At 72.5% G+C, this 26,730-nt stretch carries 27 protein-coding genes; 14 read left to right on the top strand and 13 right to left on the bottom strand.

All coding sequences use genetic code 11. The annotated features are described in order from the left end of the window. The first annotated feature begins 12 nt into the window (after positions 1–12). The 3 genes from cseB to AB0M92_RS32235 all read left to right on the top strand — a co-directional run bounded on the left by cseB (position 13) and on the right by AB0M92_RS32235 (position 3,310). Complete coding sequence (gene cseB / locus AB0M92_RS32225; protein ID WP_366105870.1) at positions 13–726, top strand: two-component system response regulator CseB; 714 nt, start codon at positions 13–15, stop codon at positions 724–726. Next, positions 723–2,036, top strand: coding sequence for a two-component system sensor histidine kinase CseC (gene cseC / locus AB0M92_RS32230; RefSeq protein WP_366105871.1), 1,314 nt, complete (start codon positions 723–725; stop codon positions 2,034–2,036). The genes cseB and cseC overlap by 4 nt, the downstream gene beginning before the upstream one ends. 98 nt (positions 2,037–2,134) lie before the next feature. Continuing rightward, positions 2,135–3,310 carry a LamG-like jellyroll fold domain-containing protein gene (locus AB0M92_RS32235; RefSeq protein WP_366105872.1) on the top strand — a complete coding sequence of 392 codons (1,176 nt, stop codon included), beginning with the start codon at positions 2,135–2,137 and terminating at the stop codon, positions 3,308–3,310. Between the two features lie 24 nt (positions 3,311–3,334). Here the strand turns inward: AB0M92_RS32235 and AB0M92_RS32240 are convergent, their stop codons facing one another. Both AB0M92_RS32240 and AB0M92_RS32245 read right to left on the bottom strand, forming a co-directional pair. Next, on the bottom strand, positions 3,335–4,003 hold the full coding sequence (locus AB0M92_RS32240; RefSeq protein WP_366105873.1) for a M23 family metallopeptidase: 669 nt from the start codon (positions 4,001–4,003) through the stop codon (positions 3,335–3,337). 422 nt (positions 4,004–4,425) lie between these two features. After that, entirely contained in the window at positions 4,426–6,951 is a 2,526-nt protein-coding gene (locus AB0M92_RS32245) for an ATP-dependent Clp protease ATP-binding subunit (protein ID WP_048478491.1), read from the bottom strand. Positions 6,952–7,401: 450 nt separating this feature from the next. Between AB0M92_RS32245 and AB0M92_RS32250 the strand changes: the two genes are divergently transcribed. After that, positions 7,402–8,049 carry an SCO3374 family protein gene (locus tag AB0M92_RS32250; protein ID WP_366105874.1) on the top strand — a complete coding sequence of 216 codons (648 nt, stop codon included), beginning with the start codon at positions 7,402–7,404 and terminating at the stop codon, positions 8,047–8,049. Here AB0M92_RS32250 and AB0M92_RS32255 read toward each other — a convergent pair. The 7 genes from AB0M92_RS32255 to AB0M92_RS32285 all read right to left on the bottom strand — a co-directional run bounded on the left by AB0M92_RS32255 (position 8,028) and on the right by AB0M92_RS32285 (position 12,103). Then, a complete protein-coding gene (locus tag AB0M92_RS32255) occupies positions 8,028–8,366 on the bottom strand; it encodes an Lsr2 family protein (protein ID WP_030867899.1) in 339 nt (112 codons plus the stop codon). The genes AB0M92_RS32250 and AB0M92_RS32255 overlap by 22 nt on opposite strands. Positions 8,367–8,531: 165 nt before the next feature. Further along, positions 8,532–9,062, bottom strand: a complete 531-nt coding sequence (locus tag AB0M92_RS32260) for an amino-acid N-acetyltransferase (RefSeq protein ID WP_366105875.1) — start codon at positions 9,060–9,062, stop codon at positions 8,532–8,534. Positions 9,063–9,071: 9 nt separating this feature from the next. Next, complete coding sequence (locus tag AB0M92_RS32265; RefSeq protein WP_366105876.1) at positions 9,072–9,572, bottom strand: BlaI/MecI/CopY family transcriptional regulator; 501 nt, start codon at positions 9,570–9,572, stop codon at positions 9,072–9,074. Between the two features lie 141 nt (positions 9,573–9,713). Continuing rightward, positions 9,714–9,887 carry a hypothetical protein gene (locus AB0M92_RS32270; protein WP_366105877.1) on the bottom strand — a complete coding sequence of 58 codons (174 nt, stop codon included), beginning with the start codon at positions 9,885–9,887 and terminating at the stop codon, positions 9,714–9,716. A gap of 13 nt (positions 9,888–9,900) precedes the next feature. Next, positions 9,901–10,554, bottom strand: coding sequence for a hypothetical protein (locus AB0M92_RS32275; protein ID WP_366105930.1), 654 nt, complete (start codon positions 10,552–10,554; stop codon positions 9,901–9,903). Between the two features lie 95 nt (positions 10,555–10,649). After that, on the bottom strand, positions 10,650–10,835 hold the full coding sequence (locus AB0M92_RS32280) for a DUF397 domain-containing protein (RefSeq protein ID WP_030158488.1): 186 nt from the start codon (positions 10,833–10,835) through the stop codon (positions 10,650–10,652). Between the two features lie 146 nt (positions 10,836–10,981). Further along, a complete protein-coding gene (locus tag AB0M92_RS32285) occupies positions 10,982–12,103 on the bottom strand; it encodes a beta-eliminating lyase-related protein (RefSeq protein ID WP_366105879.1) in 1,122 nt (373 codons plus the stop codon). A 97-nt stretch (positions 12,104–12,200) separates the two neighbouring features. On the opposite strand from AB0M92_RS32285, the gene AB0M92_RS32290 reads away from it, so the two are divergent. The 6 genes from AB0M92_RS32290 (at position 12,201) to AB0M92_RS32315 (ending at position 18,533) form a co-directional block, all read left to right on the top strand. Beyond that, a complete protein-coding gene (locus AB0M92_RS32290) occupies positions 12,201–13,106 on the top strand; it encodes a DUF2520 domain-containing protein (protein WP_366105880.1) in 906 nt (301 codons plus the stop codon). Further along, on the top strand, positions 13,103–14,104 hold the full coding sequence (gene panC, locus AB0M92_RS32295; RefSeq protein WP_366105881.1) for a pantoate--beta-alanine ligase: 1,002 nt from the start codon (positions 13,103–13,105) through the stop codon (positions 14,102–14,104). The genes AB0M92_RS32290 and panC overlap by 4 nt, the downstream gene beginning before the upstream one ends. Continuing rightward, a complete protein-coding gene (locus tag AB0M92_RS32300) occupies positions 14,101–15,834 on the top strand; it encodes an L-aspartate oxidase (protein ID WP_366105883.1) in 1,734 nt (577 codons plus the stop codon). The genes panC and AB0M92_RS32300 overlap by 4 nt, the downstream gene beginning before the upstream one ends. 38 nt (positions 15,835–15,872) lie before the next feature. Then, positions 15,873–16,829, top strand: a complete 957-nt coding sequence (nadC, locus tag AB0M92_RS32305) for a carboxylating nicotinate-nucleotide diphosphorylase (protein ID WP_366105931.1) — start codon at positions 15,873–15,875, stop codon at positions 16,827–16,829. Then, complete coding sequence (locus AB0M92_RS32310; protein ID WP_366105884.1) at positions 16,829–17,638, top strand: type III pantothenate kinase; 810 nt, start codon at positions 16,829–16,831, stop codon at positions 17,636–17,638. The genes nadC and AB0M92_RS32310 overlap by 1 nt, the downstream gene beginning before the upstream one ends. 157 nt (positions 17,639–17,795) lie before the next feature. Beyond that, positions 17,796–18,533 (top strand): GntR family transcriptional regulator, encoded by a 738-nt coding sequence (locus AB0M92_RS32315; protein WP_366105886.1) that lies wholly within the window; start codon positions 17,796–17,798, stop codon positions 18,531–18,533. A gap of 10 nt (positions 18,534–18,543) precedes the next feature. Here AB0M92_RS32315 and AB0M92_RS32320 read toward each other — a convergent pair whose 3' ends face one another. Further along, entirely contained in the window at positions 18,544–18,765 is a 222-nt protein-coding gene (locus tag AB0M92_RS32320) for a hypothetical protein (protein WP_366105887.1), read from the bottom strand. A 108-nt stretch (positions 18,766–18,873) separates the two neighbouring features. On the opposite strand from AB0M92_RS32320, the gene AB0M92_RS32325 reads away from it, so the two are divergent. Beyond that, positions 18,874–19,995 (top strand): DUF5937 family protein, encoded by a 1,122-nt coding sequence (locus AB0M92_RS32325; protein WP_366105888.1) that lies wholly within the window; start codon positions 18,874–18,876, stop codon positions 19,993–19,995. Positions 19,996–20,240: 245 nt separating this feature from the next. Continuing rightward, complete coding sequence (locus AB0M92_RS32330; protein WP_366105889.1) at positions 20,241–21,800, top strand: M28 family metallopeptidase; 1,560 nt, start codon at positions 20,241–20,243, stop codon at positions 21,798–21,800. A gap of 51 nt (positions 21,801–21,851) precedes the next feature. Here AB0M92_RS32330 and AB0M92_RS32335 read toward each other — a convergent pair whose 3' ends face one another. Continuing rightward, positions 21,852–22,775: an SAM-dependent methyltransferase gene (locus AB0M92_RS32335; RefSeq protein WP_366105890.1), complete on the bottom strand. Its 924-nt coding sequence runs from the start codon at positions 22,773–22,775 to the stop codon at positions 21,852–21,854. A gap of 191 nt (positions 22,776–22,966) precedes the next feature. Between AB0M92_RS32335 and AB0M92_RS32340 the strand changes: the two genes are divergently transcribed. After that, entirely contained in the window at positions 22,967–24,169 is a 1,203-nt protein-coding gene (locus AB0M92_RS32340) for a sensor histidine kinase (protein WP_366105891.1), read from the top strand. A 17-nt stretch (positions 24,170–24,186) separates the two neighbouring features. Then, the gene (locus AB0M92_RS32345; protein ID WP_366105892.1) at positions 24,187–24,855 is read left to right on the top strand and encodes a response regulator transcription factor; all 669 of its coding nucleotides are present in this window, start codon (positions 24,187–24,189) and stop codon (positions 24,853–24,855) included. 17 nt (positions 24,856–24,872) lie between these two features. Here AB0M92_RS32345 and AB0M92_RS32350 read toward each other — a convergent pair whose 3' ends face one another. Together AB0M92_RS32350 and AB0M92_RS32355 are read right to left on the bottom strand one after the other, a co-directional pair. Continuing rightward, complete coding sequence (locus tag AB0M92_RS32350) at positions 24,873–26,213, bottom strand: PH domain-containing protein (RefSeq protein WP_366105893.1); 1,341 nt, start codon at positions 26,211–26,213, stop codon at positions 24,873–24,875. Beyond that, on the bottom strand, positions 26,210–26,701 hold the full coding sequence (locus tag AB0M92_RS32355; RefSeq protein ID WP_366105894.1) for a PH domain-containing protein: 492 nt from the start codon (positions 26,699–26,701) through the stop codon (positions 26,210–26,212). The genes AB0M92_RS32350 and AB0M92_RS32355 overlap by 4 nt, the downstream gene beginning before the upstream one ends. Positions 26,702–26,730: the final 29 nt, after the last annotated feature.

Below are 26,730 nucleotides of genomic sequence, written 5' to 3' on the forward strand. Positions count from 1 at the left end.
CGAGGCTCCCGCATGGCCGAGACCCATGTCCTGTTCGTGGAGGACGACGACGTCATCCGTGAGGCCACGACGCTGGCGCTGGAACGCGACGGGTTCGTGGTCACGGCCATGCCCGACGGCCTGTCCGGACTGGAGTCCTTCCGCGCCAACCGCCCGGACATCGCCCTGCTCGACGTGATGGTGCCCGGCATGGACGGCGTGAGCCTGTGCCGCCGGATCCGCGACGAGTCCACCGTCCCGGTGATCATGCTCTCGGCCCGCGCCGACTCGATCGACGTGGTCCTGGGCCTGGAGGCGGGCGCCGACGACTACGTCACCAAGCCCTTCGACGGCTCGGTCCTCGTCGCCCGCATCCGCGCGGTGCTGCGCCGCTTCGGCCACGCGGGCGGGCCGCAGAACGGCCGCCCCGGTGCCCACGACGAGGACGGCTCCGAGGAGCGCGGGGTGCTGGCCTTCGGCGACCTGGAGGTCGACACCGAGGGCATGGAGGTCCGCAGGGCCGGCGCCCCGGTGGCGCTGACGCCGACCGAGATGCGGCTGCTCCTGGAGTTCTCCTCCGCGCCCGGCACCGTTCTCTCGCGCGACCGCCTGCTGGAGCGGGTCTGGGACTACGACTGGGGCGGTGACACCCGCGTCGTGGACGTCCACGTCCAGCGGCTGCGCACCAAGATCGGACAGGACCGGATCGAAACGGTCCGGGGATTCGGATACAAGCTGAAGGCATGAGGCGCTTCACCCTCCGTACGGGGATCCGCTGGAAGATCACGCTCGCCATCGCCGCCGTCGGCGCGCTCGTCGCCGTGGCACTGAGCCTGGTCGTGCACAGCGCTGCCCGCGTGTCGATGCTGGAGAGCGCGCGCGAGGCCCAGCTGGCGAACGTGAACATCATCGCCCGCGTCGTCGAGACCGGGCGCAAACCGGTCCTCGGGGCGAAGGTCAACGACCCCGATCTGCCCGCCGCGCTGCGCGAGAAGGCGCGCTCGGGGCGGCGCGGCACGTACGTCCAGGAGTCGCGCCGGGGCGTGCCGGTGGTGTGGGCCGCGGTGCCGCTCGGGAACGGGCAGGTGCTGTCGCTGCACAACGAGTTCAAGGAGAGCGCCAACATGGTGCGCGACCTGGACCGGGCCCTGGTCGTCGGGTCGATCTCCGTCGTCGTCGCGGGCGCCGCGCTCGGCGTGCTCATCGGCGGGCAGATCTCGCGCCGGCTGCGCAAGGCCGCGGCCGCCGCGCAGCGGGTGGCGCACGGGGACCCCGACGTACGGGTGCGGGACGCGGTCGGCGGCGTCGTACGGGACGAGACCGACGACCTCGCGCGGGCCGTGGACGCCATGGCCGACGCGCTCCAGCAGCGGCTGGAGGCCGAGCGGCGGGTGACCGCGGACATCGCGCACGAACTGCGGACCCCGGTGACGGGCCTGCTCACGGCCGCGGAGCTGCTGCCGCCGGGCAGGCCGACGGAACTGGTGCGGGACCGGGCGCAGGCGATGCGGGCGCTGGTCGAGGACGTACTGGAGGTGGCCCGGCTGGACAGCGCGTCCGAACGGGCGGAGCTGCAGGTCGTGGCACTGGGCGAGTTCGTGAGCCGGCGGGTGACCGCGCTGATGCCGGAGGCCTCGGTACGGGTGGTCGCGGACGAGATGGTCAGCACCGACCCGCGGCGGCTGGAGCGGATCCTGGGCAACCTGCTGGCCAACGCGGCCCGGTACGGGCAGCCGCCCATCCAGGTCGACATCGAGGGCCGCGTCGTACGGGTCCGCGACCACGGGCCGGGCTTCCCGGAAGCGCTGCTGCGCGAGGGGCCGAGCCGGTTCCGCACCGGGTCCACGGACCGGGCGGGCGTCGGGCACGGGCTGGGGCTGACCATCGCGGAGGGGCAGGCCAGGGTACTGGGCGCCCGGCTGACGTTCCGCAACGTGGCGGCTCCGGGCGGCGTGGACCGCGAGGGCGCGGCGGCGGGCGCGGTGGCGGTGCTGTGGCTGCCGGAGCACGCGCCGACGGCGACCGGCAGCTTCCCGATCATCAAGCTGTCGGGATAGGGGCGTCGGGGCGGCCCGGAACGGGCCCCGCCGCCGTGGTGCGGTCCGACCGGGACCGGGCCGTACCCGTGCGCGGACCGGTGTTCTAGCATCCCTGGATGACCGACGGTACGAATCCCCCCAGCAACCCGCAGCCCCAGCCCGCCCCGGGGAACGGGGGCTACGGGTTCCCGCCCGCCCCGCCGGCCCCCGCGGCCGGCTACGGCTACCCGCCCGGCGCTCCGGCCCAGGACGGCGGCGGTGGCTTCGGCCCGGCCCCCCAGCAGTGGGCCCAGGGGCTCCCGGACATGGGCGCGCCCGTGCCGCCGGGTGCTCCGGGCGGTCCCGGCTTCCCCGGCGCGCCCGGGCCGTTCGCCCCGGCGCCGGACCAGCCGGACTGGGAGGCCATGGCGGACCGGTCGGCGGCCGAGAAGCGCAAGAAGCGGCTGTGGATGATCGCCGGCGCGGTGACCGTACTGGCGCTGCTCGCCGGCGGCGGAACGTTCCTGCTGATGGGCGGCGACGACAAGGGCGGGAACGAGGCGGTGGACGACAAGCAGTCCCCGACCGTCTCGGCCTCGCCCTCCCCCAGCGGCTCGAAGACCAAGGCGCCGGTCGACAACACCCCGACCGTCAAGGACGACCCGACGCAGATCCGGGACCGCAGCGGAAAGTCCCCGCTGAAGATGGGCCCCGACGCCGGGGTCTTCCCGATCGACAAGCGCTTCGAGATCCGCACGAAGGGCAACGAGAACTCGTACGCCGAGTCCCAGAAGGCCGTGGTGGACACGGGCAAGAGCTTCACCGTCTCGGCCCACGTCTGGAACCGGGCGCCGAAGGGGCGCCAGATCGCCGTCAGCCAGGGCAACGAGAAGTCCTTCTCGTTCGAACTGGGCCTGGACCAGGTGAACGGCAAGCCGGCCTGGGTCTTCCGCGTCCAGACCGGCGACCAGGGGGCGGAGGCGACCGCGGTGACCGTGACCGGCGAGAGCCCCAAGATGGAGAAGACCTTCTCCACCCTGACCGGGACCTACGACGCGGAGCGCAAGCAGATCGCCCTCTACGTCAACGGGAAGAAGACCGGCGAGGCAGCCGTCCCCGGAATCTTCCAGGCGCAGGGACCGCTCCAGCTGGCCCGCTCACGGCACGAGGACAAGTGGACCGCGCCGTGGAACGGGGCCATGGAGACCGTGCACACCTACGCCTCGGTGCTCTCGCCCGCCCAGATCGACACGTTCAAGCCGGGCCGGGTCGACGCGAAGACGAAGCCGACGGGCTCCTGGCTCCTGTACTGACCTCGGCCGGAGGGGTGCCGCGGGTCAGACGCTGACGCCGGCGCCGCGCAGGAAGGAGACCGGGTTCACGGCCGAGCCGTAGTTCGGGGTGGTCCGGATCTCGAAGTGGAGGTGCGGGCCGCTGGAGTTGCCCGTGTTGCCGGACAGCGCGATCTGCGAGCCCTTGGTGACCTTCTGGCCGATCCGGACCTTGATCTTCGAGAGGTGCGCGTACTGCGAGTACGTGTTGTTCGCGTGCTTGATCACGATGGCGTTGCCGTACGCCGGGCCGTCGCCGCCACCGTTCGGGCCGGCCTTGACGACGGTGCCCGCGGAGGCGGCCTTGACCGGGGTGCCGACGGGGCAGGCGAAGTCCTGGCCCGAGTGCTTGTGGGACCACATGGTGCCGCCCTTGCCGAAGGTCGCGGAGAGCGTGTAGCTCGCGACCGGCTTCTGCCAGGCGATGACGGCCTTGGCAGCGGCGGCCTTCGCGGCAGCGGCGGCCTTCGCGGCAGCGGCCTTGGCGGCGGCGGCCTGGGCGGCCTGGGCCTTGGCCTGGGTCGCGACCAGCCCGGCGGTGCCGGTCAGGGCGGTCTCCGGAGCCGTGTCGGCGAAGGCGGCGGTCGTCCCGGCCCCGAGAGCCAGCACGGCACCGAGAGCGGTGGCGCCGACGGCGATACGGGTACGACGGGTGATGCTGCGCTTCGCGGACATAGGGAGACCTCCGGGCCGGGGACAAGGGCGGTTCGGGCAAGAAGCCACCCGGCACGCTGGAGAGCGATGCCGGGCTTGCCCACCCTTGGTAACCCGTGCCCCGCGGTATCCCCAAACCTCCCGATTACTACCCGGGCTCGTAGGCCCCGGGGGTGTGACGCAGCCGGTTGACCGCGCCCCGACTGGCCCGAGGCCCCGGCCCGACAGGGGCAAAACGGACATCGAACCTACGAGACGTTCTAGTAGGTCCGTTTTGCCCTGTGCGGCTTGTCACCGGCCCCGGGACCTCTGCCGCCCCCCGGAGGACCGAAGCCCCGGGGCCCTCCGACCCCGGGACCGGAGGCCGTCAACGCAAAGGGGCGGCCCCGGAACCGTGTGGTTCCGGGGCCGCCCCTCGGTACGGCCGGGCTACCGCCCGCGCGCTACGCGCCCTTCGACAGGTCCGGGCCGGAGCCCGTGGCCTCGATCGGGGGGAGGTCCGGCAGGGCCGACTTCTCCTCGCCGCGGAAGGTGAACTTGGCCTCTTCGCCGTCACCCTCCTTGCCGACGACCACGATGTGGCCGGGGCGCAGCTCGCCGAAGAGGATCTTCTCCGACAGGACGTCCTCGATCTCGCGCTGGATGGTCCGGCGCAGCGGCCGGGCACCCAGGATCGGGTCGTAGCCGCGCTTGGCGAGCAGGAGCTTCGCGTCACCGCTCAGCTCGATGCCCATGTCGCGGTCCTTCAGGCGCTCGTCGACCTTGGCGATCATCAGGTCGACGATCTGGATGATGTCTTCCTCGGTGAGCTGGTGGAAGACGACCGTGTCGTCGACACGGTTCAGGAACTCGGGCCGGAAGTGCTGCTTGAGCTCTTCGTTGACCTTCGCCTTCATCCGGTCGTAGCCGGTCTTGGTGTCGCCGACAGCGGCGAAACCGAGGTTGAAGCCCTTCGAGATGTCCCGCGTACCCAGGTTGGTCGTCATGATGATGACCGTGTTCTTGAAGTCCACGACCCGGCCCTGGGAGTCGGTCAGGCGACCGTCCTCCAGGATCTGGAGAAGGGAATTGAAGATATCCGGGTGGGCCTTCTCGACCTCGTCGAAGAGGACGACGGAGAACGGCTTGCGGCGCACCTTCTCGGTGAGCTGGCCACCCTCCTCGTAGCCCACGTAGCCGGGGGGCGAACCGAAGAGGCGCGAAACCGTGTGCTTCTCGCTGAACTCCGACATGTCGAGGGAGATCAGTGCGTCCTCGTCGCCGAAGAGGAATTCGGCGAGCGTCTTGGACAGCTCGGTCTTACCGACACCGGACGGGCCGGCGAAGATGAACGAGCCACCCGGGCGCTTCGGGTCCTTCAGACCCGCACGGGTACGGCGGATCGCCTGGGAGAGCGCCTTGATGGCGTCCTTCTGGCCGATGACCCGGCGGTGGAGCTCGTCTTCCATGCGGAGCAGCCGCGAGGACTCCTCCTCGGTGAGCTTGAAGACGGGAATGCCGGTCGCGGTCGCGAGGACCTCGGCGATGAGCTCGCCGTCGACCTCGGCGACGACGTCCATGTCGCCGGCCTTCCATTCCTTCTCGCGCTTGGCCTTCGCCGCCAGCAGCTGCTTCTCCTTGTCGCGGAGGGAAGCCGCCTTCTCGAAGTCCTGGGAGTCGATGGCCGACTCCTTGTCGCGGCGCACGCCCGCGATCTTCTCGTCGAACTCGCGGAGGTCCGGCGGCGCGGTCATCCGGCGGATGCGCATCCGGGAGCCGGCCTCGTCGATCAGGTCGATCGCCTTGTCCGGCAGGAAGCGGTCCGAGATGTACCGGTCGGCCAGCGTCGCCGCCTGGACCAGGGCCTCGTCCGTGATGGAGACGCGGTGGTGGGCCTCGTAGCGGTCGCGCAGCCCCTTGAGGATCTCGATCGTGTGGGGGAGGGAAGGCTCCGCCACCTGGATCGGCTGGAAGCGGCGCTCAAGGGCCGCGTCCTTCTCAAGGTGCTTGCGGTACTCGTCCAGCGTCGTGGCACCGATGGTCTGGAGCTCACCACGGGCCAGCATGGGCTTGAGGATGCTGGCGGCGTCGATCGCGCCCTCGGCGGCGCCCGCACCCACGAGGGTGTGGAGCTCGTCGATGAACAGGATGATGTCGCCGCGGGTGCGGATCTCCTTGAGCACCTTCTTCAGGCGCTCCTCGAAGTCACCGCGGTAGCGGGAACCCGCGACCAGGGCGCCGAGGTCAAGCGTGTAGAGGTGCTTGTCCTTCAGCGTCTCGGGGACCTCGCCCTTGACGATCGCCTGGGCCAGGCCCTCGACGACGGCGGTCTTGCCGACGCCGGGCTCGCCGATGAGGACGGGGTTGTTCTTGGTACGGCGGGACAGGACCTGCATGACCCGCTCGATCTCCTTCTCGCGCCCGATGACCGGGTCGAGCTTGGATTCGCGGGCGGCCTGCGTGAGATTGCGGCCGAACTGGTCCAGGACGAGGGAGGTCGAGGGCGTGCCCTCGGCCGGGCCGCCGGCCGTGGCCGACTCCTTGCCTCCGCCGGAGTAGCCGGAGAGCAGCTGGATGACCTGCTGCCGGACTCGGTTGAGATCGGCGCCCAGCTTCACCAGGACCTGGGCGGCGACGCCCTCGCCCTCGCGAATGAGGCCGAGCAGGATGTGCTCGGTGCCGATGTAGTTGTGGCCGAGCTGGAGGGCCTCTCGGAGCGAAAGCTCCAGGACCTTCTTCGCCCGCGGGGTGAAGGGGATGTGGCCGGACGGGGCCTGCTGCCCCTGACCGATGATCTCCTCAACCTGCTGGCGAACAGCCTCGAGCGAAATCCCGAGGCTCTCCAGGGCCTTAGCGGCGACACCCTCACCCTCGTGGATCAAGCCCAGGAGGATGTGCTCGGTGCCGATGTAGTTGTGGTTGAGCATCCGGGCTTCTTCCTGAGCCAGGACGACAACCCGCCGCGCGCGGTCGGTGAACCTCTCGAACATCGTTTATCGCTCCTCAGAGCGGTCGGGCAGTTCGGGGTCGGTCCCCGCCCTGTCCTTCCGCATGCTAGTCCCGCGGGGCGGGACAGCTCATTCCAACTGCCGACATCCGTCCGCGATCACCCCCACGTCAGTGGGGAAAACCGGCTTCAACAGCCGACAACTGCTCCAACCCGATGGTGCGAGACGATGTTCCCGCAGGCCAGGCAGATACCCGTCACACGTGTACGCCGATGGCGAACGGAAGCCGCTCAAATCAGCGTGTCGCCCCGATCCACTAGGAATGTCTTACCCGTAAGGACTGACACTCCATGCCGGTGGCACCGGTTCCCTCCGCTACGGGCGAACACGATTGCGTCCCGAATGTGGGACTCCACCTCGGCGGATGTTTACGTTCCGCATTGAGTCCGGCGCACTGCGTAACCCCGATGGCGCTCCGGAGTTGCTCCGGTCATGGCCGTCACCGCTGCGCCGCCCTACGTCGCGCCCGAGGATTCACCCGCGGATCCGCCCCGGGACGCGTACGCGTCCTGGTACGAGGGGGTGCTCGGCTGGCCCGTTGCGGAAGGGCCGCCCGCGGAGCTGGTCACCGGGGTGCGGTTCGACGTGCTGGAGCTGCCGGCCGATGCCGGGGAGCGGCTGCTGCGCGGGCCGGTCGCCACGGGCCCGGTGGCGTTCGCCGGACGCAGGATGAGGTTCCTGGTGGCCGCGGGGAGCGCGGAGGAGCTGGACGGTCTGCTGGAGTGGCTGGAGTGGGGCGGGGTCGCCCTGGACCTCACCGCGCTGGGCGCCGGAGGCCGGATCTCGGCCCCGGTCCCGCCGGGACACCCCGGGGGAAGTCCCCGGGGGGCCGCCGTGTGGTTGCGACCCCCCGAGCAGGGGTGTGAGGCACTGTTGCCGTCCCTGCCCGGTCCTGGGCAGGGCTCCGGTCCCCGGCACGGTGGTGCCGGGCCCGATCTCGTACGCCTGGTCGCGGCGGCGGCGACGGAATGCCACCGGGCGCGCCTGTGGCGGCGTACGCCCCTGAGGGCCCCTTCCCCCGCCGGCCCGAGGGCCCCGAGGGAACGAGAGGCCGAGGGTCAGCCCTTGGCGTTCTCGTAGGCCTCGCGGATCTCCTGCGGGACGCGCCCGCGGTCGTTGACGCTCATCCCCTGGGCCTTGGCCCACGCGCGGATCTCGGCGGTGTCCGGGTTTCCGGACGTCGCGGCCGTACGGGTCTTGGCACGACCGCCGGAGGCGCGGCCGCCGGTGCGGCGGGCGCCCTTCACGTAGTCGGCGAGCGCGGAGCGCAGCTTCTCCGCGTTGGCGGTGGTGAGGTCGATCTCGTAGGTCTTGCCATCCAGAGCGAACGTCACGGTCTCGTCCGCCTCGCCACCGTCGAGGTCGTCGACAAGAAGGACCTGAACCTTCTGTGCCACCGGGATTTCCTTTCATCGAAAAGCAGTACGCGGAAAGGAAACCGCTTTTCCCTGGAAAACACAAACCCCCCTGGAGAGGTTCGAGACCGCAACGCGGCGGGAAACGTGCGCGATTCGGACATAGGCCACAGGTGCGCGGAGCACGGGAAAAGCCACCGTGATCGTTCACAGGTGCAGAAGCATCCGGCTGTTGCCCAAGGTGTTCGGCTTCACCCGTTCGAGACCGAGGAACTCGGCGACGCCCTCGTCATAGGAACGCAGGAGCTCCATGTAGACATCCGTCTCGACCGGGGTCTCCCCGATCTCGACGAAGCCGTGCTTCGCGAAGAAGTCCACTTCGAAGGTCAGGCAGAAAACCTTGGCGACGCCGAGGGCCCGCGCGGTGTCCAACAACTGCCGCAGCAGCTGATGACCGACTCCACCGCCCTTCAACTCGCGGTCCACCGCGAGAGTACGGACTTCGGCCAGGTCTTCCCACATGACGTGGAGAGCGCCGCAGCCGACGACCTGGCCGTCCCGGTCGCGTTCCGCGACCCAGAACTCCTGGATGTCCTCGTAAAGGACGACCGGGGCTTTGTCGAGGAGGATCCGCTGCTGCACGTACTGGTCGAGGAGACGTCGCAGCGCGGGAACATCGCCGGTGCGGGCACGGCGGATCGTCACTGTTTTTGCGTGTTCAGCGGAAAACTCACCCATGCCCGGACGCTATCGCCCGGGCTCGGGCGCGCGCCCGGCGGAGTCCCCTTCGGCGGAAGGGGGTTCGGCGGGCGGGGCGGCGGGGGCGGTGGGCGGGGCGGCGGGCGGCCGGCCTGCGGACTCGGCGGGCGGCTCGGCGGCCGTCCCGTCGTCGTACCCCACGATGCGGAAGGCGTCCCGCAGGGCGTCGCGCTGTTCGGCGGACATCATCCCGAAGAAGGCCACGAGGGCGGCCGCGGGGTTGTCGCTCGTCGACCAGGCTTCGTTCATCAGTGCGGCCGAGTAGGCGGCCCGGGTGGAGACCGCGGTATATCGATAGGCCCGGCCTTCGGCTTCCCGGCGGACCCAGCCCTTCTGATGGAGATTGTCCATAACGGTCATGACCGTGGTGTACGCGATGGACCGTTCCTGCTGGAGGTCTTCCAGAACTTCACGAACAGTGACCGGGCGGTTCCACTGCCACACCCGCGTCATGACCGCGTCTTCGAGTTCTCCCAAGGGGCGAGGCACAACAGCACGATAGTGCGGAATGTGTGGAATTGCCCGGCTATTCAGAACGCAACGCGCCGCGAGAATGTGGGGGCGCAGCGTTACACGGGAGGGCGCGCGGGCGCGATACGCGCGCCGGTCAGGCGGGGAAGACCGGTCGGACTACTTGCCGGGCGGGGTCTGCTGAACGGCCTCGGCGCGGGCGATCACGGCGTCGACGGCCGCGTCTTCCTTGGCCTTGTTGGCGCCGCCCTGGCTCTTCACGATCGTCACGACGAGCGCGATGAAGAAGCCGGCCATCACTACGGGGGGCACGAGCGCGGAAACGTAGTCCATGCCCCCAGCGTAGCTACCCGGCGGCGAGCCCGGCCGCCGGGGGCGGGGTGGGCTTGCGGCGCGGCGGGAACACCTCGCCGGGCGTCGGGATGGGGCGCTCGGACGGGCGTTCGGGGTGCGACGGCTCCTTGGGCGCCGGAGCGGGCCGGGCCGGCTCCTCCTTGCCGTCCTTGCCGTCCTTGCCGTTCCCGGCCTCCTTGCCGTTCCCGGCCTCCCTGACGCTCCTGGACTCCCTCGTGTCCCTGCCCCCGGACAGGGCCAGCAGCCGGGTCCGGGGCGGCGGGGTCGTGGAGAGCCGCCTGCGCAGAGAACGCTCGGCGATGGTCTGGCAGCGCTCCAGCAGCGCCGCCGCGACCGGGTTGGCCCGCAGGGCGCGCAGGGCGGCCAGGTCGTCGGGCGCGGGCTCGTACCCCGCCGCCAGGGCGTCCTGGAGCAGCTCCAGGTAGCCGGAGAGGCTGCCGGGCAGGGCGCCGCGGTAGCGGGCGAGGTCGGCGAGGAGGAACGCTCTGAGCCGCCCCGCCTCCTGGACCGCTTCGTCCACCGACTGCGCGAGGCGCAGACAGTCCTGGACCTCCGGGGTCGTCAGGGGGGCGGGGGCCGTGGAGGACTGGAGGGCGTGGGCGAGCGTTCGCCTGAGCACGTGCAGCTCGGCGGCGCTGAACGCCATGCCGCCGCGGGATCCGTAGGGCGTGGGCATGGGCCGAAGATACGCGCTAATCGGACAAAATCCCCTCAGCGGCATGATTCCGGGCGCGCCGACGGTTACCCGTCCGCCTTCACGGCGTCAAGGAAGTCGGCCCAGGCGGACTGGGTCGTGGCCAGAACCAGGTGCGCCGGGTCGGCCCGGTCGGCCACCCGGACCAGGTGGCCCGGGGCGGCGGAGACGTACACGCAGTTGTCTCCTTCGCCGCAGTACGTGGACTTCTGCCAGGCGGGGTGAGCGGTCATGGTGACTCCTCCGGGGGGACGGCTCCGTTGCTTCCCGTGGAGGGAAGGTAACCGGCAGGCGGCGCCGGACCGACGACTTCGGCGGAAATCGGTGCGTCGCCGTTGCACGAACGGGACCATTCGCCCGTCCCCGGCCCCGCGTCCCGTCAGGGGGCGAGGCGGGTGACGAAGGCCTTCAGCGCCTCGTGCACGTCCTCCTCGGTCCAGGTGAGGCCCGCAGCGGTGACCGTCAGCTCCGTCACCGAGACGCCCGGCACCGGCGCCGGCGACCAGCGCCGGAAGAGGACCGTGCCCGTCTCCTCCGCGGTGCGCACGCCCGCCTCCGTCAGCCGGTCCGCCTCGTACGGCAGCCAGACCTGGAACTGGTGCGTGTGCGGGGTCTCCGGGTTGATGCGGAACCACGGGACCGGGCCGCCGGCCAGCGCCTCGGCCAGCGCCGAGGCCACCCTGCGCGCCTGGGCCACGTACGAGGGCAGGCGCGGCAGCTCCCGCTCCAGCCCGTCCAGCGCGGACAGGGCCTGCGGGAACTGGCGGAAGATCTGGCCCCCGTACCGGTGGCGCCAGACCCGCGCCTCCTCGATCAGGGAGGAGGAGCCCGCCAGGGCGGCGCCGCTGAGGCCGCCGAGCGACTTGTAGAACGAGACGTACACGGAGTCCGCGAGCGCCGCGATCTCCTCCAGCGGCCGCCCGAAGTGCACCGTCGACTCCCACAGCCGGGCCCCGTCGAAGTGGACCACCGCGTCCCGTTCGCGGGCCGCCCCGACCAGCGCCTCCAGCTCCTCCCAGGTGGGCAGCAGGAAGCCCGCCTCGCGCAGCGGCAGCTCCAGCATCAGCGTGCCGAAGGGCTCCGCCAGGTCCGCGACCTCCTCCGCCACGGGCTGGCGCGGGTCCTTCGTCGGGTGCACCGTGCGCAGGCCCGAGACCAGCGACAGCGCCCCGCCCTCCCACAGCTCCGGATGGCTCGCCGGGTGCAGGGCGACCACCGGGTTCCCGGTCCGCCCCGCCCAGCAGCGCAGCGCGATCTGCTGGGCCATCGTCCCCGAGGGGAAGAACGCCGCGTCCTGCGTCCCCAGCAGCTCCGCCACCCGCTGTTCGAGCCGGGTCACCACCCCGTCCCCGTACACGTCGGCCGGCTCGTCGGGGTCCGGCGCGGCCAGCCCCGCCAGCAGTTCCCCCACCGTCGCCTCGCGCAGGCTGTACGAGAGCGTCCGCTCCGCCGCACGCCCCGCCGCCACCAGCCGCTTCGCCAGATCCTCGTCACCGGTCATGCCCCGATCATCCCCGACCGGTCAACACGCCCAGGGGCTAGCATGGCGGCGTATCGTCCGGTACCCCCCGCGGACTGGAACGGAAGGCCTTCCCCGCGTGAACTCATCCCAGCAACCGCGCCCCGCCCGGCTCACCGTCGGCGTCGTCGGCGCAGGCCGGGTCGGCCCCGCGCTGGCCCGTGCGCTCCAGCAGGCCGGACACCGGCCGGTCGCCGTCTCCGGCGTCTCCGACGCCTCCCGCCGGCGTGCCGCGCGGATGCTGCCGGACGTGCCGCTCGTACCGCCCGCGCAGGTGCTGGAGCTGGCCGACCTGGTGCTGCTGACCGTCCCCGACGACGCGCTGCCCGGCCTCGTCGAGGGGCTCGCCGAGACCGGCGCGATCCGGCCCGGACAGCTGCTCGTCCACACCTCCGGGCGGTACGGGACCGCCGTCCTGGACCCGGCCCGGCGCGCGGGCGCGCTCCCGCTGGCCCTGCACCCCGCGATGACCTTCACCGGCACCGAGGTGGACGTGCAGCGCCTGGCCGGCTGCTCGTTCGGCGTCACGGCCCCCGAAGAGCTGCGGCTCGCGGCCGAGGCCCTGGTGATCGAGATGGGCGGGGAGCCCGAGTGGATCGCGGAGGAGAACCGTCCGCTCTACCACGCCGCCCTCGCCCTCGGCGCGAACCACCTGGTCACCCTGGTCGCCCAGGCCATGGAGCTGCTGCACAAGGCCGGGGTCGAGCACCCCGACCGGATGCTCGGCCCGCTGCTCGGCGCCGCCCTCGACAACGCCCTGCGCTCGGGGGACGCCGCGCTGACCGGCCCGGTGGCCCGCGGCGACGCCGGTACGGTCGCCGCACACGTCGCGGAGCTGCGCAAGCACGCGCCCGCCTCGGTCGCCGGGTACCTGGCGATGGCCCGCACCACCGCCGACCGGGCCCTCGCGCACGGCCTCCTCAAGCCCGAACTCGCCGAGGACCTCCTGGGCGTGCTCGCCGATCGCGAGGGTGGGGACCAGTGACCGACCTGCTGCTGATCGACACCGCCCGGGAGCTGCACGGACTCCCGCGCAGCGCCGGGGGCCCCCGCGCCGTCGTCATGACCATGGGGGCCCTGCACGAGGGCCACGCCACCCTCATCCGCTCGGCGCGCGAACGGGCCGGACGGACGGGCCAGGTCGTGGTCACCGTCTTCGTGAACCCGCTGCAGTTCGGGGCGAACGAGGACCTCGACCGCTACCCCCGCACCCTCGACGCCGACCTGGAGATCGCCCGCGCTGCCGGCGCCGACGCCGTGTTCGCCCCGGCCGTCGACGAGGTCTACCCGGGCGGCGACCCCCAGGTGCGGGTCAGCGCCGGCCCGATGGGCGAGCGCCTCGAAGGGGCCACCCGGCCCGGCCACTTCGACGGCATGCTGACCGTCGTCGCCAAGCTGCTCCACCTCACCCGCCCCGACCTGGCCCTCTTCGGCCAGAAGGACGCGCAGCAACTGGCCCTGATCCGGCGGATGGTGACCGACCTGAACTTCCCCGTGGAGGTGGTCGGCGTGACCACCGTCCGCGAGGAGGACGGGCTCGCGCTGTCCTCGCGCAACCGGTTCCTCTCCGCCCAGGAGCGCCGCACCGCCCTGGCCCTGTCCCGCGCCCTGTTCGCCGGGCAGGACCGGCTCGCCGCGCAGGCCGCGCTGCGGGCCCGCGCCGAGGCCTCTCCGGCCAGCGACGAGCGGGCCACCGCCCTGGCCCGGCTGGGCGAGATCCGCTCCGCCGCCGACGCGCACGCCGTGTCCGCCGCGGGCACCGGCCTGCCGGACGCCGTACGGGCCGCCGCCCGGCACGTCCTGGAGGAGGCGGGCCGCCACGATCCGCCGCTGCTGCTGGACTACCTGGCGCTGGTGGACCCGCGTGACTTCACCGACGTCCGTCCCGACTTCACCGGGCAGGCCGTCCTGGCCGTCGCCGCCAAGGTGGGGACGACCCGGCTGATCGACAACATTCCATTGGAGTTCGGAGCACACACGTGAGCACCCCAGGCACAGGCACCGCCGGTACCGGCATACGGCTGCACGCCAACGCCCCCGGCTGGGCCCTCGACGCCGACGTCGTGGTCGTCGGCTCCGGCGTCGCCGGCCTGACCGCCGCACTGCGCTGCGCCGCCGCCGGCCGCCGTACGGTCGTGGTCACCAAGGCCCGCCTCGACGACGGCTCCACGCGCTGGGCTCAGGGCGGGATCGCCGCGGCCCTCGGCGAGGGCGACACCCCCGAGCAGCACCTGGACGACACGCTCGTCGCGGGCGCCGGGCTGTGCGACGAGGCCGCCGTACGGCTCCTGGTGACCGAGGGGCCGGACGCCGTGCGCCGGCTGATGGCCACCGGAGCCGTCTTCGACACCTCCGCCGAGACCGGCGAGATAGAGCTGACCCGTGAGGGCGGCCACCACCGCCGCCGGATCGCGCACGCGGGCGGCGACGCCACCGGCGCCGAGATCTCCCGCGCCCTGGTCGAAGCCGTCCAGCGGGCGGGCATCCGTACGGTCGAGAACGCGCTCGTACTTGACCTCCTCCAGGACGCCGGGGGCCGGACGGCCGGGGTCACCCTGCACGTCATGGGCGAGGGCCAGCACGACGGCGTCGGCGCGGTCCACGCGCCCGCCGTGATCCTGGCGACCGGCGGCATGGGCCAGGTCTTCTCGGCCACCACCAACCCGTCGGTGTCCACCGGCGACGGCGTCGCGCTCGCGCTGCGGGCCGGGGCCGAGGTCTCCGACCTGGAGTTCGTCCAGTTCCACCCGACCGTGCTGTTCCTCGGACCGGACGCCGAGGGCCAGCAGCCGCTGGTCTCGGAGGCGGTCCGCGGCGAGGGCGCGTACCTGGTCGACGCCGACGGCGTCCGCTTCATGCAGGGCCAGCACGAGCTGGCCGAGCTGGCCCCGCGCGACATCGTCGCCAAGGGCATCATGCGCCGCATGCAGGAGCAGGGCGCGCAGCACATGTACCTGGACGCCCGGCACTTCGGCGCGCGGATGTGGGAACAGCGCTTCCCGACCATCCTGGCCGCCTGCCGCTCCCACGGCATCGACCCGGTGACCGAGCCGATCCCGGTCGCGCCCGCCGCGCACTACGCCTCCGGCGGCGTACGCACCGACCTGCACGGCCGCACGACCGTCCCCGGCCTGTACGCGTGCGGCGAAGTCGCCTGCACCGGCGTGCACGGCGCGAACCGGCTCGCCTCCAACTCCCTGCTGGAGGGGCTCGTCTTCGCCGAGCGGATCGCCGCCGACATCGCGGGCGGCGCGCCCGCCAGCGGCGGCCCCGGCATCCCGGTCCCGGCGACCGGCCCGCTCCAGCCCGCCGAGGCGCGGTACGAGGTCCAGCGCATCATGACGGACGGCGCGGGCGTGCTCCGCTCCGCCGAGTCCCTGCGCACGGCGGCCGCCGCCCTGGAGGACCTGTACGCGAAGGCCCTCACGGCGCTGGAGACGGACGGCAAGACCGCCGTGCCCGGCGTCGAGACCTGGGAGGCCACGAACCTGCTGTGCGTGGCCCGCGTCCTGGTCGCCGCGGCCCTGCGCCGCGAGGAGACCCGCGGCTGCCACTGGCGCGAGGACCACCCCGAGCGCGACGACGCCGCCTGGCGCCGCCACCTCGTCGTCCGGCTGTCCGCCACCGAGAGGCGGGCCCTGGTCGTCACCCCCACCGACTCCGCGGGCTTTCCGTCCGTACAGCACCCCCTGAGCCAGGAGCAGTCATCGTGAGCACCGAACAGCACGACCACGACCACGAGCACGCGGAGCTGCCGCTCCTCGACCAGTCCGCGGGCGGCGGCTGCGGCGACGACTGCGCGTGCGGCGACGGCGAGGAGAGCGGCCTGGACCCGGCGCTCGCCGCGCTGCTCGCCGGCGCGGGCCTGGACCCGATCGAGGTCGAGGACATCGCCCACATGGCGATCTCCGAGGACCTGGACGGCGGGGTCGACGTGACCACCGTGGCCACCGTCCCCGAGGAGGCCGTCGCGCACGCCGACTTCACGGCGCGCGAGGCGGGCACGGTCGCCGGCCTGCGCGTGGCCGAAGCCGTCCTGTCGGTCGTCTGCGAGGACGAGTTCGAGGTCGAGCGGCACGTGGAGGACGGCGACCGGGTCAAGCCCGGCCAGGTGCTGCTGACGGTCAAGGCCCGCACCCGGGACCTGCTCACCGGCGAGCGCAGCGCGCTGAACCTGCTCTGCCTGATGTCGGGCATCGCGACGGCGACCCGCAAGTGGGCCGACGAGCTGGAGGGCACCAAGGCGAAGGTCCGCGACACCCGCAAGACCACGCCGGGCCTGCGCTCCCTGGAGAAGTACGCGGTGCGCTGCGGCGGCGGCGTCAACCACCGCATGTCCCTGTCGGACGCGGCGCTGGTCAAGGACAACCACGTGATCGCGGCGGGCGGTGTCGCGGAGGCGTTCCGGGCCGTCCGCGAGCAGTTCCCCGACCTGCCCATCGAGGTCGAGGTGGACACCCTGCACCAGGTCCGCGAGGCGCTGGACGCGGGCGCGGACCTGATCCTGCTGGACAACTTCACCCCGATCGAAACCGAGGAGGCCGTGGCCCTGGTCGCCGGCCGCGCGGTGCTGGAGTCCTCGGGCCGGCTCACGCTGGCCAACGCCCGCGCGTACGCGGAGACCGGCGTGGACTACCTGGCGGTCGGCGGGCTCACGCACTCCTCCCCGATCCTGGACATCGGCCTGGACCTGCGCGAGGAGCGGTAATGCTGCTGACCATCGACGTCGGCAACACCCACACCGTCCTCGGCCTGTTCGACGGCGACGAGATCGTCGAGCACTGGCGCATCTCCACCGACCCGCGCCGCACGGCCGACGAGATGGCCGTCCTGATGCAGGGCCTGATGGGCATGCACCCGATGCTCGGCAGCGAGCTCGGCGACGGCATCCACGGCATCGCGATCTGCTCGACCGTCCCGTCCGTGCTGCACGAGCTGCGCGAGGTGACCCGCCGCTACTACGGCGACGTCCCCGCGGTGCTGGTGGAGCCCGGCATCAAGACGGGGGTGCCGATCCTGATGGACAACCCCAAGGAGGTCGGCGCGGACCGCATCATCAACGCGGTCGCCGCCGTCGAGCTCTTCGGCGGCCCGGCGATCGTGGTGGACTTCGGTACGGCGACCACCTTCGACGCGGTCTCCGCGAAGGGCGAGTACGTGGGCGGGGTGATCTCCCCGGGCATCGAGATCTCGATGGAGGCCCTCGGCGTACGGGGGGCCCAGCTCCGCAAGATCGAGCTGGCGCGGCCGCGCAACGTCATCGGCAAGTCCACGGTCGAGGCCATGCAGTCGGGCGTGGTCTACGGGTTCGCCGGGCAGGTCGACGGGGTCGTCACGCGGATGGCCAAGGAGCTGGCCGGACCGCACGGCGATCCGAGCGACGTGCGGGTGATCGCCACCGGGGGGCTGGCGCCGATGGTCCTCGGCGAGTCCTCGGTCATCGACGACCACGAGCCGTGGCTGACGCTGATCGGGCTGCGCCTGGTCTACGAGCGCAACGCGCCGAACTTCGACTGAGGCCGTCCCCCCACCACGCCCGCGCCCGCCCGCCGACCGCCGTCGGCGGGCGGGCGCGGGTGTGGTGCTCGTCTCACTCCCCGCCGTTCCGAAGTCCCGGGTCCGACCTGATGAATTAGCTTGAGCCCAACTCGTCGACAGGCACAGGACGGCTCACATGGCCCGTGATACGGCGTACTTGAAGGTGGCCGAAGCGCTGCGGGCCCGGATCCGGGCCGGGGAGTGGCCCGTCGGCGCCAAGCTGCCGTCGCGCTCCCGCTTCGCCCTGGAGTACGGGGTCGGGCAGAGCGTCACGCAGCGCGCGCTGGAGCTGCTGATCATCGAGGGGCTCCTGGAGGGCCGCGCGGGATCGGGCACCTACCTGAGCGCGCCGCGCGAGCGGCTGCGGATGGTCCGCTCCCGGCGGCGCCGCCGGGCGGGGCCGGGCGGGGGCGGCCTGACGTGGGAATCGCACTCCACTGCCCGTACACCGGCACCCGAGCGGATCGCGGAGCGGCTCTCGGTCGCACCGGGCGACCCGTGCGTGCACACCACGTACGAGTTCCTGGCCGAGGGCCGGCCGGTGGAGGTCTGCGACTCCTGGGAGCCGATGGCGGTCACGGACGGCACTCCGGTGGTGCTGCCGGAGGCGGGCCCGTTCAAGGGGGCCGGGGTCATCGAGCGGATGCGCTCGATCGGCGTGCTGGTCGCCTCGGCGACGGAGGTCCCCCGCCCGGCGCGCGCCAACCAGGTGCAGGCCGGTCTGCTCGGCATCGGCGTCGGCGAGCTGATCACCGAGATCGAGCGGACGTACTACGCGGTGGACGGCCGGGCGGTGGAGACCGCCGACATCGTGGTCGCGGACCGGCGCTCGGAGATCGCGTACGAGATCGACTTCCATCCCGGGGACCGCTGACCGGCCCGCGTCAGGGGCCGCACTGCCGGGCTCCGTGGGGGTGGGTCAGCCGGCGCAGGGCCGCCCACCAGGGGTGCCGGGCCCCTCTGCCGTCGACGACGGCCTGGAACTGGGCGTACGTACGGGCCGAGCGCAGGACGGCGACGTCGTCGCGGCCCGGCGGCGGGGGCATGGGCGCGCCCTGCTGGGTCGCCCGGTAGGTGTCGATGAGGTACTGCTCGATCGCTGTCATGACTCCACCCTGAACCCGCTCGGGCCACCCCGCACGACGATTGACGCTCCTCGTCAATCGAACCGTGTCCGTCCAGGTCACGGGCCCGGGACAGGTCAGAATGGCCCGATGAGCGTCACCATCGACATCGCCGGGCTCCCCGCGGGGCGCATCCGTTTCGCGCCCTCTCCGCTCTCCGAGCTCTGCATGACGCTGCACGCCCTCTCGCAGCCCGCCCACCACCCGGGCCTGGCCTCCTGGACCACCGCCACGGCCGCCGCGCTGGAGCCCTGCCTGGCGGACCGGCTGCTGGAGGGCGACTTCATGTGGCGCAGTTCGTTCTCCGACATCTTCATGGCCTTCGCGGGCATCCCCGGCGGCGACGGGCTGCCGGCCGCGACCCTGGCCGAGGAGCTCGACGTACTGGACCGCATGGACGACGAGCGGTTCGTGATGGCCGCCCTGGAGCACTGCTGGCTGGCGCTGTACAACGAGGGCGGCGGGCCCTCCCCGCTGAAGAATCCGCGGGCCAGGACCAAGGCGCTGGAGACGGCCGCCGCGCGCGGCCCGCGCCAGCTGGAGTTCTCGCTGCGACTGCTGGACGACACGGCCTCGGTACGGGTGTGGCTGCGGCGGCTCCTGGAGGACTGCGACGAGGCGTTCTTCGCGCAGACCTGGCGGCGGATGGAGCCGCAGCAGAGCGCGGACGCCCGGCACAAGACGGAGGTGCTGCGCCGCAAGGGGCTGGCGGCGACGCTGCGCGAGGTGTCGCCGGCGCTGAGCGTCGACTCGGCCGCCACCACCATCACCGTCGACAAGATGGTCCACGGCTCGGCCACCGCGACCGACCCCGAGATAGGCCCCGGCCTGGTCTTCGTGCCGACGAACTTCGGCTGGCCGCACCTGCTGGTGCTGCACGCGCCCGGCTGGGTGCCGGTGGTCCACTATCCGATCCGCTCCCCCGAACTGCCCGAGCCGGGCTCGGTGGAGCTGCTCCAGCGGCGGATGGAGGCGCTGGCGCATCCGATGCGGATGATGCTGTGCCGCAGCCTGGCGCGGGCCCCGTACACGACGAGCGAGCTGGCGACCGTGCACGGGATCACGGCGCCGGAGGTCTCGCGGCACCTGTCGGCGCTGAAGAAGGCGGGCCTGCTGCACACCTGGCGGCAAGGGCGGTACGTCCAGCACCAGTTGGACCTGAAGGTCGTGGCACGGATCGGCTCGGAGTTCATCGAGGGCATCCTGCGCTGACGGATGCCCGAAAGCCGGCGGCGGCTTTCACCGGTATGCGGAGGCCACCACCCGGAATCAGCGAAACCTCTGGCGAGACCGGCGCCACGGTCTATACCGTGCGTCCACCGCGCACCGCCGGCGCCCGACGGTCCGTCACGTCGTCGTGTCCGTCACGTCGTCACGCCGTCATGTCCGTCACGCCGTCATGTCCGTCACGCCGTCATGTCCGTCTGTCTGCTCGTACTTGTCGTGGAAGGACCTTCATGCCCTCACGCCGTATAGCCGCAGCAACCGCAGTCCTGGCCGCCGCGGCCCTCGTCTCCCCGCTGACGCTCGCGGGACCGGCCGGTGCCGCCGGCAGCCCGCAGAGCGACGCCGCACGGGGTGACGCGCTGGCCCGGAAGCTGGTCAAGGACTCGACCGGCAAGGGCGCCAACAACCACCTGAAGGTCTTCCAGGCGATCGCCGACTACAACAAGGGCACGCGGGTGGCCGGTTCCAAGGGGCACGTGCAGTCCGCGCAGTACGTCGAGGCCGTGATGCGGGCGGCCGGCTACGAGGTCTCGAAGAACGAGTTCGACTTCGTGTACGTCGAGACGATCGCCGAGACGCTGAAGGTCAACGGCGCGGGCGGGCGCGACGTCCCCATCAAGCTGATGACGTACACGGCGAGCGGCCCCGAGGACGGGGTGAGCGCGCAGATCGCCGTGGTGCCGGTGGACGCGGACGGTACGAACGGCTGCGAGGCGGGCGACTTCGCCGCGGGCGCGTTCACCGGGAAGATCGCTCTCGTCAAGCGCGGCGGCTGCACCTTCGCGGTCAAGCAGGCCAACGCGGCGGCGGCCGGGGCGGCCGGCGCGATCATCTACAACAACACCGAGGGCGCCCTCAACGGCACCCTGGGCGACGCGAACGCGGGCAAGGTGCCGACCGGCGGCCTCTCGAAGGCCGAGGGCGAGCGGCTGGCCGCCGAGGCGGCGGCCGGGCCGGTCGAGGTCACCCTCGACATCCGCGAGTTCCGGGAGAACCGCAAGACGTACAACGTGGTCGCGCAGACGCGGGGCGGCGACGAGGACAACACGGTCTTCCTCGGTGCGCACCTCGACTCGGTCGCGGCCGGCCCGGGCATCAACGACAACGGGTCGGGCTCGGCCGGGATCCTCCAGGTCGCGCAGCGTCTCGCGAGCAGCCAGACGAAGATCAAGAACAAGGTCAAGTTCGCGTGGTGGTCGGCGGAGGAGTTCGGCCTGCTGGGCTCCGAGGCCTATGTCGGCGGGCTGACGGACGCGCAGAAGAAGCAGATCCGGCTCTACCTGAACTTCGACATGATCGCCTCGCCCAACGCGGCGTACTTCGTCTACGACGGCGACGACTCGGACAAGGTCGGCTCGGGCCCGGGACCGGAGGGCTCCGCGCAGCTGGAGAAGGGCATCACCGACTTCCTCGACGCGCGGAGGATCCCGCACGAGGGGTCGGACTTCACGGGCCGCTCGGACTACGGCCCGTTCATCGAGGCCGGCATCCCGTCGGGCGGTACGGACACGGGCGCCGAGGGCATCAAGACGGCGGCGCAGGCGGCGAAGTTCGGCGGCCAGGCGGGTGTCGCGTACGACGTGAACTACCACGGCAAGGGCGACGACATCACGAACATCGACCAGAAGGCGCTGGACATCAATGTGGACGTGATCGCGAACGCGGTCGGCCACTACGCCTTCGACCTGGCCCCGCTGGCGAAGCCGGTCGTCTCGAAGCCGACGACGGGCGGCGCCACGGGAGGCGGCCTGCGCCCGGGGCACGACCACGGCCACGACACCACGGAGTAGGCCGCGGGTCCGCCGCGCGGGGCGGGGCGGAGCCCCGCGCGGCGGGACCGGTCAGGCCGGCCAGGTGGCGACGCCCACCGGCTGGACCAGCCAGCCGAAGTCGCCGAGACCGCCGCGGGCGGTGAGTTCCGCCGCTTCCCCGGCGCGGGCGAGGGCGCGGACGTACCCGGCGGGGTCCGAAGACGCCATCGGCAGCGGGGGACGGGCCCCCGAGACCCCCAGAAGGGCCAGCGCCTCGCGCTGCGGGACCAGCACCGCCCCCTCCCCCGCGCACGCGTCCAGCGCCACGTGCGCCGTCACGTCGCAGCTCCCGTCCGGCACCGGCGCCACCTCCCGGCCGCCCCGGAAGCCCGTCAGGGTGCCGTACGGGGGCCGGGCGTCCAGCACGTGGGCGTAGTCCACCGCCACCGCCAGGCCGCGCGACAGCGAGCGCACGGCCCCGGCCCACGCCTCGTCCCGCGCCCGCCCGATCTCCGCCCGGCCCGGGCCCGGCCACCACCGCTCCAGCCATGCCCGGTCCGCGTCTTGCACCGCCGGACCGGGGCTCTCCGTACCGTCCGGGGCGACCAGCACGTAGCGACCGTCCTCCGCCACGTCCAGCGGTACGTTGTCCAGCCACTCGTTCGCGAACAACAGCCCCCGTGCGCCCTCCGGGGGCTCCGTCGCCCACCGGATCCGCCCGTCCAGTCCCGCCGGCCGCTCCGCCCGCTCCACCGCCACCGCGCGCACCCGCGCCGCGACCTCCGCCGGCAGCGCGCCCAGCACCCCGGTCAGCAGCTCCCCGCGCCCGGCCCCGACGTCCACCAGGTCCAGCTCCGCCGGATGCCCCAGCTCCGCGTCCACCCACAGCAGCAGCCGGGCCACGGCCCCCGCGTACAGCGGCGAGGCGTGCACGGACGTGCGGAAGTGCCCGCCCGGCCCCGGCCCGCCCGGCCGTACGTAGAACCCGTCCGGCCCGTACAGCGCGGCCTCCATCGCCGACCGCCATCCGACCGGAGCCGTTTGCGGAACCGGATGCGGAACCGGATCCGGAAGTGCGACTTCTCCCTCAGTCCTCATCCCCGAAAGGTTAAGCTCGCCCTCCACCTTGGGGAGTACAGCCCCGTCACACGGATCGCACCTGTGGTTGACTCCAGCACCTATCTCCTTTGCCTACTCTGGGTGACGTGCAGCGCCTCTACGACTTCCTCCGCAGACACCCGACGGGCGTCGACAGCTTCTGGGCTGTCCTCCTGGTCGGGCTCGGGCTGCTGCAAGTCGCCGACGACAGTTTCAACAGCACCGCCGCGCGCCTGATCGCCGTCCCCTCGGTGCTCGCGATGGGCGTCGTGGTGGCCCTGCGCCGCAAGTGGACGCAAGCGATGTTCTGGCTGGCCGTCGGCGTCGGCGCCTACAAGCTGGTCACGCACACCGAGTTGATCAACTCCGACCTCGCGATGCTGATCATCCTGTACACGGTGGCCGCCTCGGCCGAGATCCCCCGCTGGCTGTCCCGTACGGCCTTCGCCATCGGCCTGTCCGCCGCGCCGCTGTACGTGCTGCGCTTCCGCGCGAACCAGCTCGACACCTCCGAGAACATCCTGACCTCGCTCTTCGCCATCGTCCCCTTCGCCCTCGCCTGGGTGCTCGGCGACTCCCTGCGCACCCGCCGGGCCTACTACGCCCAGCTCGTCGAGCGGAACCACCGCCTGGAGAAGGAGCGCGAGGCCCAGGCCAAGGTGGCCGTCGCCGCCGAGCGCGCCCGGATCGCCCGCGAGCTGCACGACGTCGTCGCGCACAACGTCTCGGTGATGGTGGTCCAGGCCGACGGCGCCGCGTACGTCATGGACGTGGCCCCGGACCAGGCCAAGGAGGCCCTCCAGACCATCTCCGGCACCGGCCGCCAGGCCCTGGCCGAGATGCGCCGGCTGCTCGGCGTGCTGCGCACCGGGGAGCCCCAGGAGTCCGAGGACTACGTGCCCCAGCCGGACGTGGAGCAGATCGAGGTCCTCGTCGAGCAGGTCCGGGCGGCCGGGCTCACGGTGGACTTCGAGGTCGAGGGCGCACCGCGCCGGCTGCCCACGGGCGTCGAGCTCACCGCGTACCGGATCGTGCAGGAGGCGCTGACCAACACCCGCAAGCACGGCGGCCCCGAGGCCAGGGCGAGCGTCCGGCTGGTCTACTTCGACGACGGGCTCGGCCTGCTGGTCGAGGACGACGGCCGGGGGGCCGCCCACGAGCTGTACGAGGACGGCGGCGCCGACGGCGCCGGGCACGGGCTGATCGGCATGCGCGAGCGGATCGGCATGGTCGGCGGCACCCTGGACGCGGGCCCGCGTCCGGGCGGCGGCTTCCGGATCAGCGCACTTCTCCCGCTCAAGAAGAAATGACGAGGTCGAGGTAACTGATGTCCATCCGAGTGATGCTGGTCGACGACCAGGTGCTGCTGCGCACGGGCTTCCGCATGGTGCTCGCGGCCCAGCCGGACATGGAGGTCGTCGCCGAGGCCGGCGACGGCCTGGAGGCGCTGGAGGTGCTGCGGTCCACGAAGGTGGACGTGGTGCTGATGGACGTCCGGATGCCGAAGCTCGACGGGGTCGAGGCCACGCGCCGGATCTGCGAGCGGGACGAGCACCCCGACGTGATCATCCTGACCACCTTCGACCTGGACGAGTACGCCTTCTCGGGGCTGAAGGCGGGCGCGAGCGGGTTCATGCTGAAGGACGTGCCGCCGGCCGAGCTGCTGGCCGCGATCCGCTCGGTGCACAGCGGTGACGCGGTGGTGGCCCCGTCCACGACCCGGCGTCTGCTGGACCGCTTCGCGCCGATGCTGCCCACGACCACCCAGGAGCCGCAGAACAAGGAGATCGAGCGGCTGACGGAGCGCGAGCGCGAGGTCATGCTGCTGGTGGCCCAGGGCATGTCGAACGGGGAGATCGCCGCCCGCCTGGTCCTCTCCGAGGCCACGGTCAAGACGCACGTGGGCCGCATCCTGACCAAGCTGAACCTGCGCGACCGCGTCCAGGTGGTCGTCCTCGCGTACGAAACGGGCCTGGTCCGCGCCGGCGGCGCGTGACCGGACCCGGTCGCCCGTCAGGTCATCCAGCGGTCCGGGCGGGCGTCCGCGCGGGAGGTGCGGGAGCGGGCCGCCTGGGCGTCCAGCAGCCCGGCGGCCCCGGCCGCCGGGCGCAGCCGGGCCGTGACGGTGCCGCCCGCCCCGTTGTCCACATGGACGTCGGCGAGGCCCTGCACCCGCTCCCACGGGCCCTGGGTGAGCCGGACGCTCTGCACCTTGGCGTGCGGGACGATCTCCGTACGGCGGCACAGCAGCCCCTTGCGGGCGGCGAACACGTCCGCGGAGACGGCCAGGGCGTAGCCCCGCCACCACACCGGGACCACCCACCGCGATCCCGCCTTCGGGGACCGGCCGAAGTCGAGGGCGGCCAGGTCCACGCCCGGCAGCACGCGGGCGACGACCGCCTGGGCGGCGGCCCGCGAGGCCACCGGGACCAGGACCCCGTTCTTCGATCCGGCCACCGCCAGCTCCACCCGCACCCAGTCCCGGCGCCGCCACAGCAGCGGCTCCACGATCCGTACGGCCTGCACGCGGCCCGGCGGCACGGTCTCGTGGGCCCGGTCCAGCAGACCGTGGTCGAGGCGCAGCCCGTCGGGGGACTCGGCGACCCGCCAGCCGTACTCGGTGAGGAAACGGCCGGCCGTACCGGACCAGACCCCGCCCAGCATGGGCAGCAGGGTCGCGATCGTCGCCCACGGGTTGCCGCTGAACCACCACACGGCGACGGGGGCGATCAGCCCGGCGGCGAGCGCCGCCCACACCGAGAGCGTGAGCAGCAGCGACACCACGAGATCGGCGGGCCGCACGTTCAGCAGCTCCTGCTGCGGGGCCTCGCCGAGCGAGACGGCCTCGGCGGGCGCGAACCCGGCCGCGCGGGCCAGCAGCTCGGCGCGCAGCGCCACGGCCTCGCGCTCGTCGAGGAAGGCGAGCTCGTCCTTGTCCTCGGTGCCGATCACGTCGAGCCGCAGCTTGGCGACCCCGGCGACCCGGGCCAGCAGCGGCCGGGTCACGTCGATGGCCTGGATGCGGTCGAGGCGGATGTGCGCGGTGCGCCGGAAGAACAGCCCGCTGCGGATGCGCAGCTCGGTGTCGGTGACGGCGTAGTGGGTGAACCACCAGCTCAGGAACCCGTACACGCCGAAGACCACGACGAGTGCGAGCAGCGCGAGGCCGCGCAGGGTCACGGAGAGTCCGCTCGCCCACCGCTGGATCTGGTCGGCCTGCTGGGCGGCGACACCGACGGTCGCGCCGATCGGCACCCATGCCCGGCGCAGCGGCGTGAGCAGGTGCAGCCGACGCTCGACGGCGGGGGCGGCTCCGGCTCCGGCTCCGGCCTCGGCTCCTGTCTCGGCGGTCACAGCCCCGCCGACCTTGCCTCGCCGAGCTCCGTCAGCCGGTCCCGGAGCCGCTGCGCCTCTTCCGGGGCCAGTCCCGGAATCTTGGCGTCCGTGGCCGCGGCCGCCGTGTGCAGCTGTACGGAGGCCAGCCCGAAGCGCCGCTCCAGCGGCCCCGAGGTCACCTCGACCAGCTGCATGCGCCCGTACGGGACCACCGTCTGGGCCCGCCACAGCACGCCCCGGCTGATCAGCAGGTCGTCGGCGCGCTCGGCGTACCGCCAGGACCGCCAGTTGCGGCCGAGCAGCACCCAGCCCCAGCCCAGCCCGACCAGCCAGAACGCCCCCATGGCCGCCCACGCCGGACCGGCCGTCCACCCGAGCAGCAGGGCGGTCCCCGCGGCGAGCGGCACCGTCCACATCACCAGCAGCAGCCGCCGCAGCCGCAGCAGCCCACCCGGCAGCCCCACCCACTCGGCGCTGTCCGTCCCACCCGTCGTCCCCGTTTCCATCCCTTCAGCGTAGGGCTGCGACAATGCCG

This window comes from Streptomyces sp. NPDC051582, from assembly GCF_040681715.1.
Lineage (GTDB): Bacteria > Actinomycetota > Actinomycetes > Streptomycetales > Streptomycetaceae > Streptomyces.

Excerpts from the sequence above, each read along its gene's own strand:
- cseB (WP_366105870.1), top strand. The coding sequence starts at position 13 with ATGGCCGAGACCCATGTCCTGTTCGTGGAGGACGACGACGTCATCCGT.
- cseC (WP_366105871.1), top strand. The coding sequence starts at position 723 with ATGAGGCGCTTCACCCTCCGTACGGGGATCCGCTGGAAGATCACGCTC.
- AB0M92_RS32235 (WP_366105872.1), top strand. The coding sequence starts at position 2,135 with ATGACCGACGGTACGAATCCCCCCAGCAACCCGCAGCCCCAGCCCGCC.
- AB0M92_RS32240 (WP_366105873.1), bottom strand. The coding sequence starts at position 4,003 with ATGTCCGCGAAGCGCAGCATCACCCGTCGTACCCGTATCGCCGTCGGC.
- AB0M92_RS32245 (WP_048478491.1), bottom strand. The coding sequence starts at position 6,951 with ATGTTCGAGAGGTTCACCGACCGCGCGCGGCGGGTTGTCGTCCTGGCT.
- AB0M92_RS32250 (WP_366105874.1), top strand. The coding sequence starts at position 7,402 with ATGGCCGTCACCGCTGCGCCGCCCTACGTCGCGCCCGAGGATTCACCC.
- AB0M92_RS32260 (WP_366105875.1), bottom strand. The coding sequence starts at position 9,062 with ATGGGTGAGTTTTCCGCTGAACACGCAAAAACAGTGACGATCCGCCGT.
- AB0M92_RS32270 (WP_366105877.1), bottom strand. The coding sequence starts at position 9,887 with ATGGACTACGTTTCCGCGCTCGTGCCCCCCGTAGTGATGGCCGGCTTC.
- AB0M92_RS32275 (WP_366105930.1), bottom strand. The coding sequence starts at position 10,554 with ATGGCGTTCAGCGCCGCCGAGCTGCACGTGCTCAGGCGAACGCTCGCC.
- AB0M92_RS32280 (WP_030158488.1), bottom strand. The coding sequence starts at position 10,835 with ATGACCGCTCACCCCGCCTGGCAGAAGTCCACGTACTGCGGCGAAGGA.
- AB0M92_RS32285 (WP_366105879.1), bottom strand. The coding sequence starts at position 12,103 with ATGACCGGTGACGAGGATCTGGCGAAGCGGCTGGTGGCGGCGGGGCGT.
- AB0M92_RS32310 (WP_366105884.1), top strand. The coding sequence starts at position 16,829 with ATGCTGCTGACCATCGACGTCGGCAACACCCACACCGTCCTCGGCCTG.
- AB0M92_RS32315 (WP_366105886.1), top strand. The coding sequence starts at position 17,796 with ATGGCCCGTGATACGGCGTACTTGAAGGTGGCCGAAGCGCTGCGGGCC.
- AB0M92_RS32320 (WP_366105887.1), bottom strand. The coding sequence starts at position 18,765 with ATGACAGCGATCGAGCAGTACCTCATCGACACCTACCGGGCGACCCAG.
- AB0M92_RS32325 (WP_366105888.1), top strand. The coding sequence starts at position 18,874 with ATGAGCGTCACCATCGACATCGCCGGGCTCCCCGCGGGGCGCATCCGT.
- AB0M92_RS32330 (WP_366105889.1), top strand. The coding sequence starts at position 20,241 with ATGCCCTCACGCCGTATAGCCGCAGCAACCGCAGTCCTGGCCGCCGCG.
- AB0M92_RS32335 (WP_366105890.1), bottom strand. The coding sequence starts at position 22,775 with ATGGAGGCCGCGCTGTACGGGCCGGACGGGTTCTACGTACGGCCGGGC.
- AB0M92_RS32345 (WP_366105892.1), top strand. The coding sequence starts at position 24,187 with ATGTCCATCCGAGTGATGCTGGTCGACGACCAGGTGCTGCTGCGCACG.
- AB0M92_RS32355 (WP_366105894.1), bottom strand. The coding sequence starts at position 26,701 with ATGGAAACGGGGACGACGGGTGGGACGGACAGCGCCGAGTGGGTGGGG.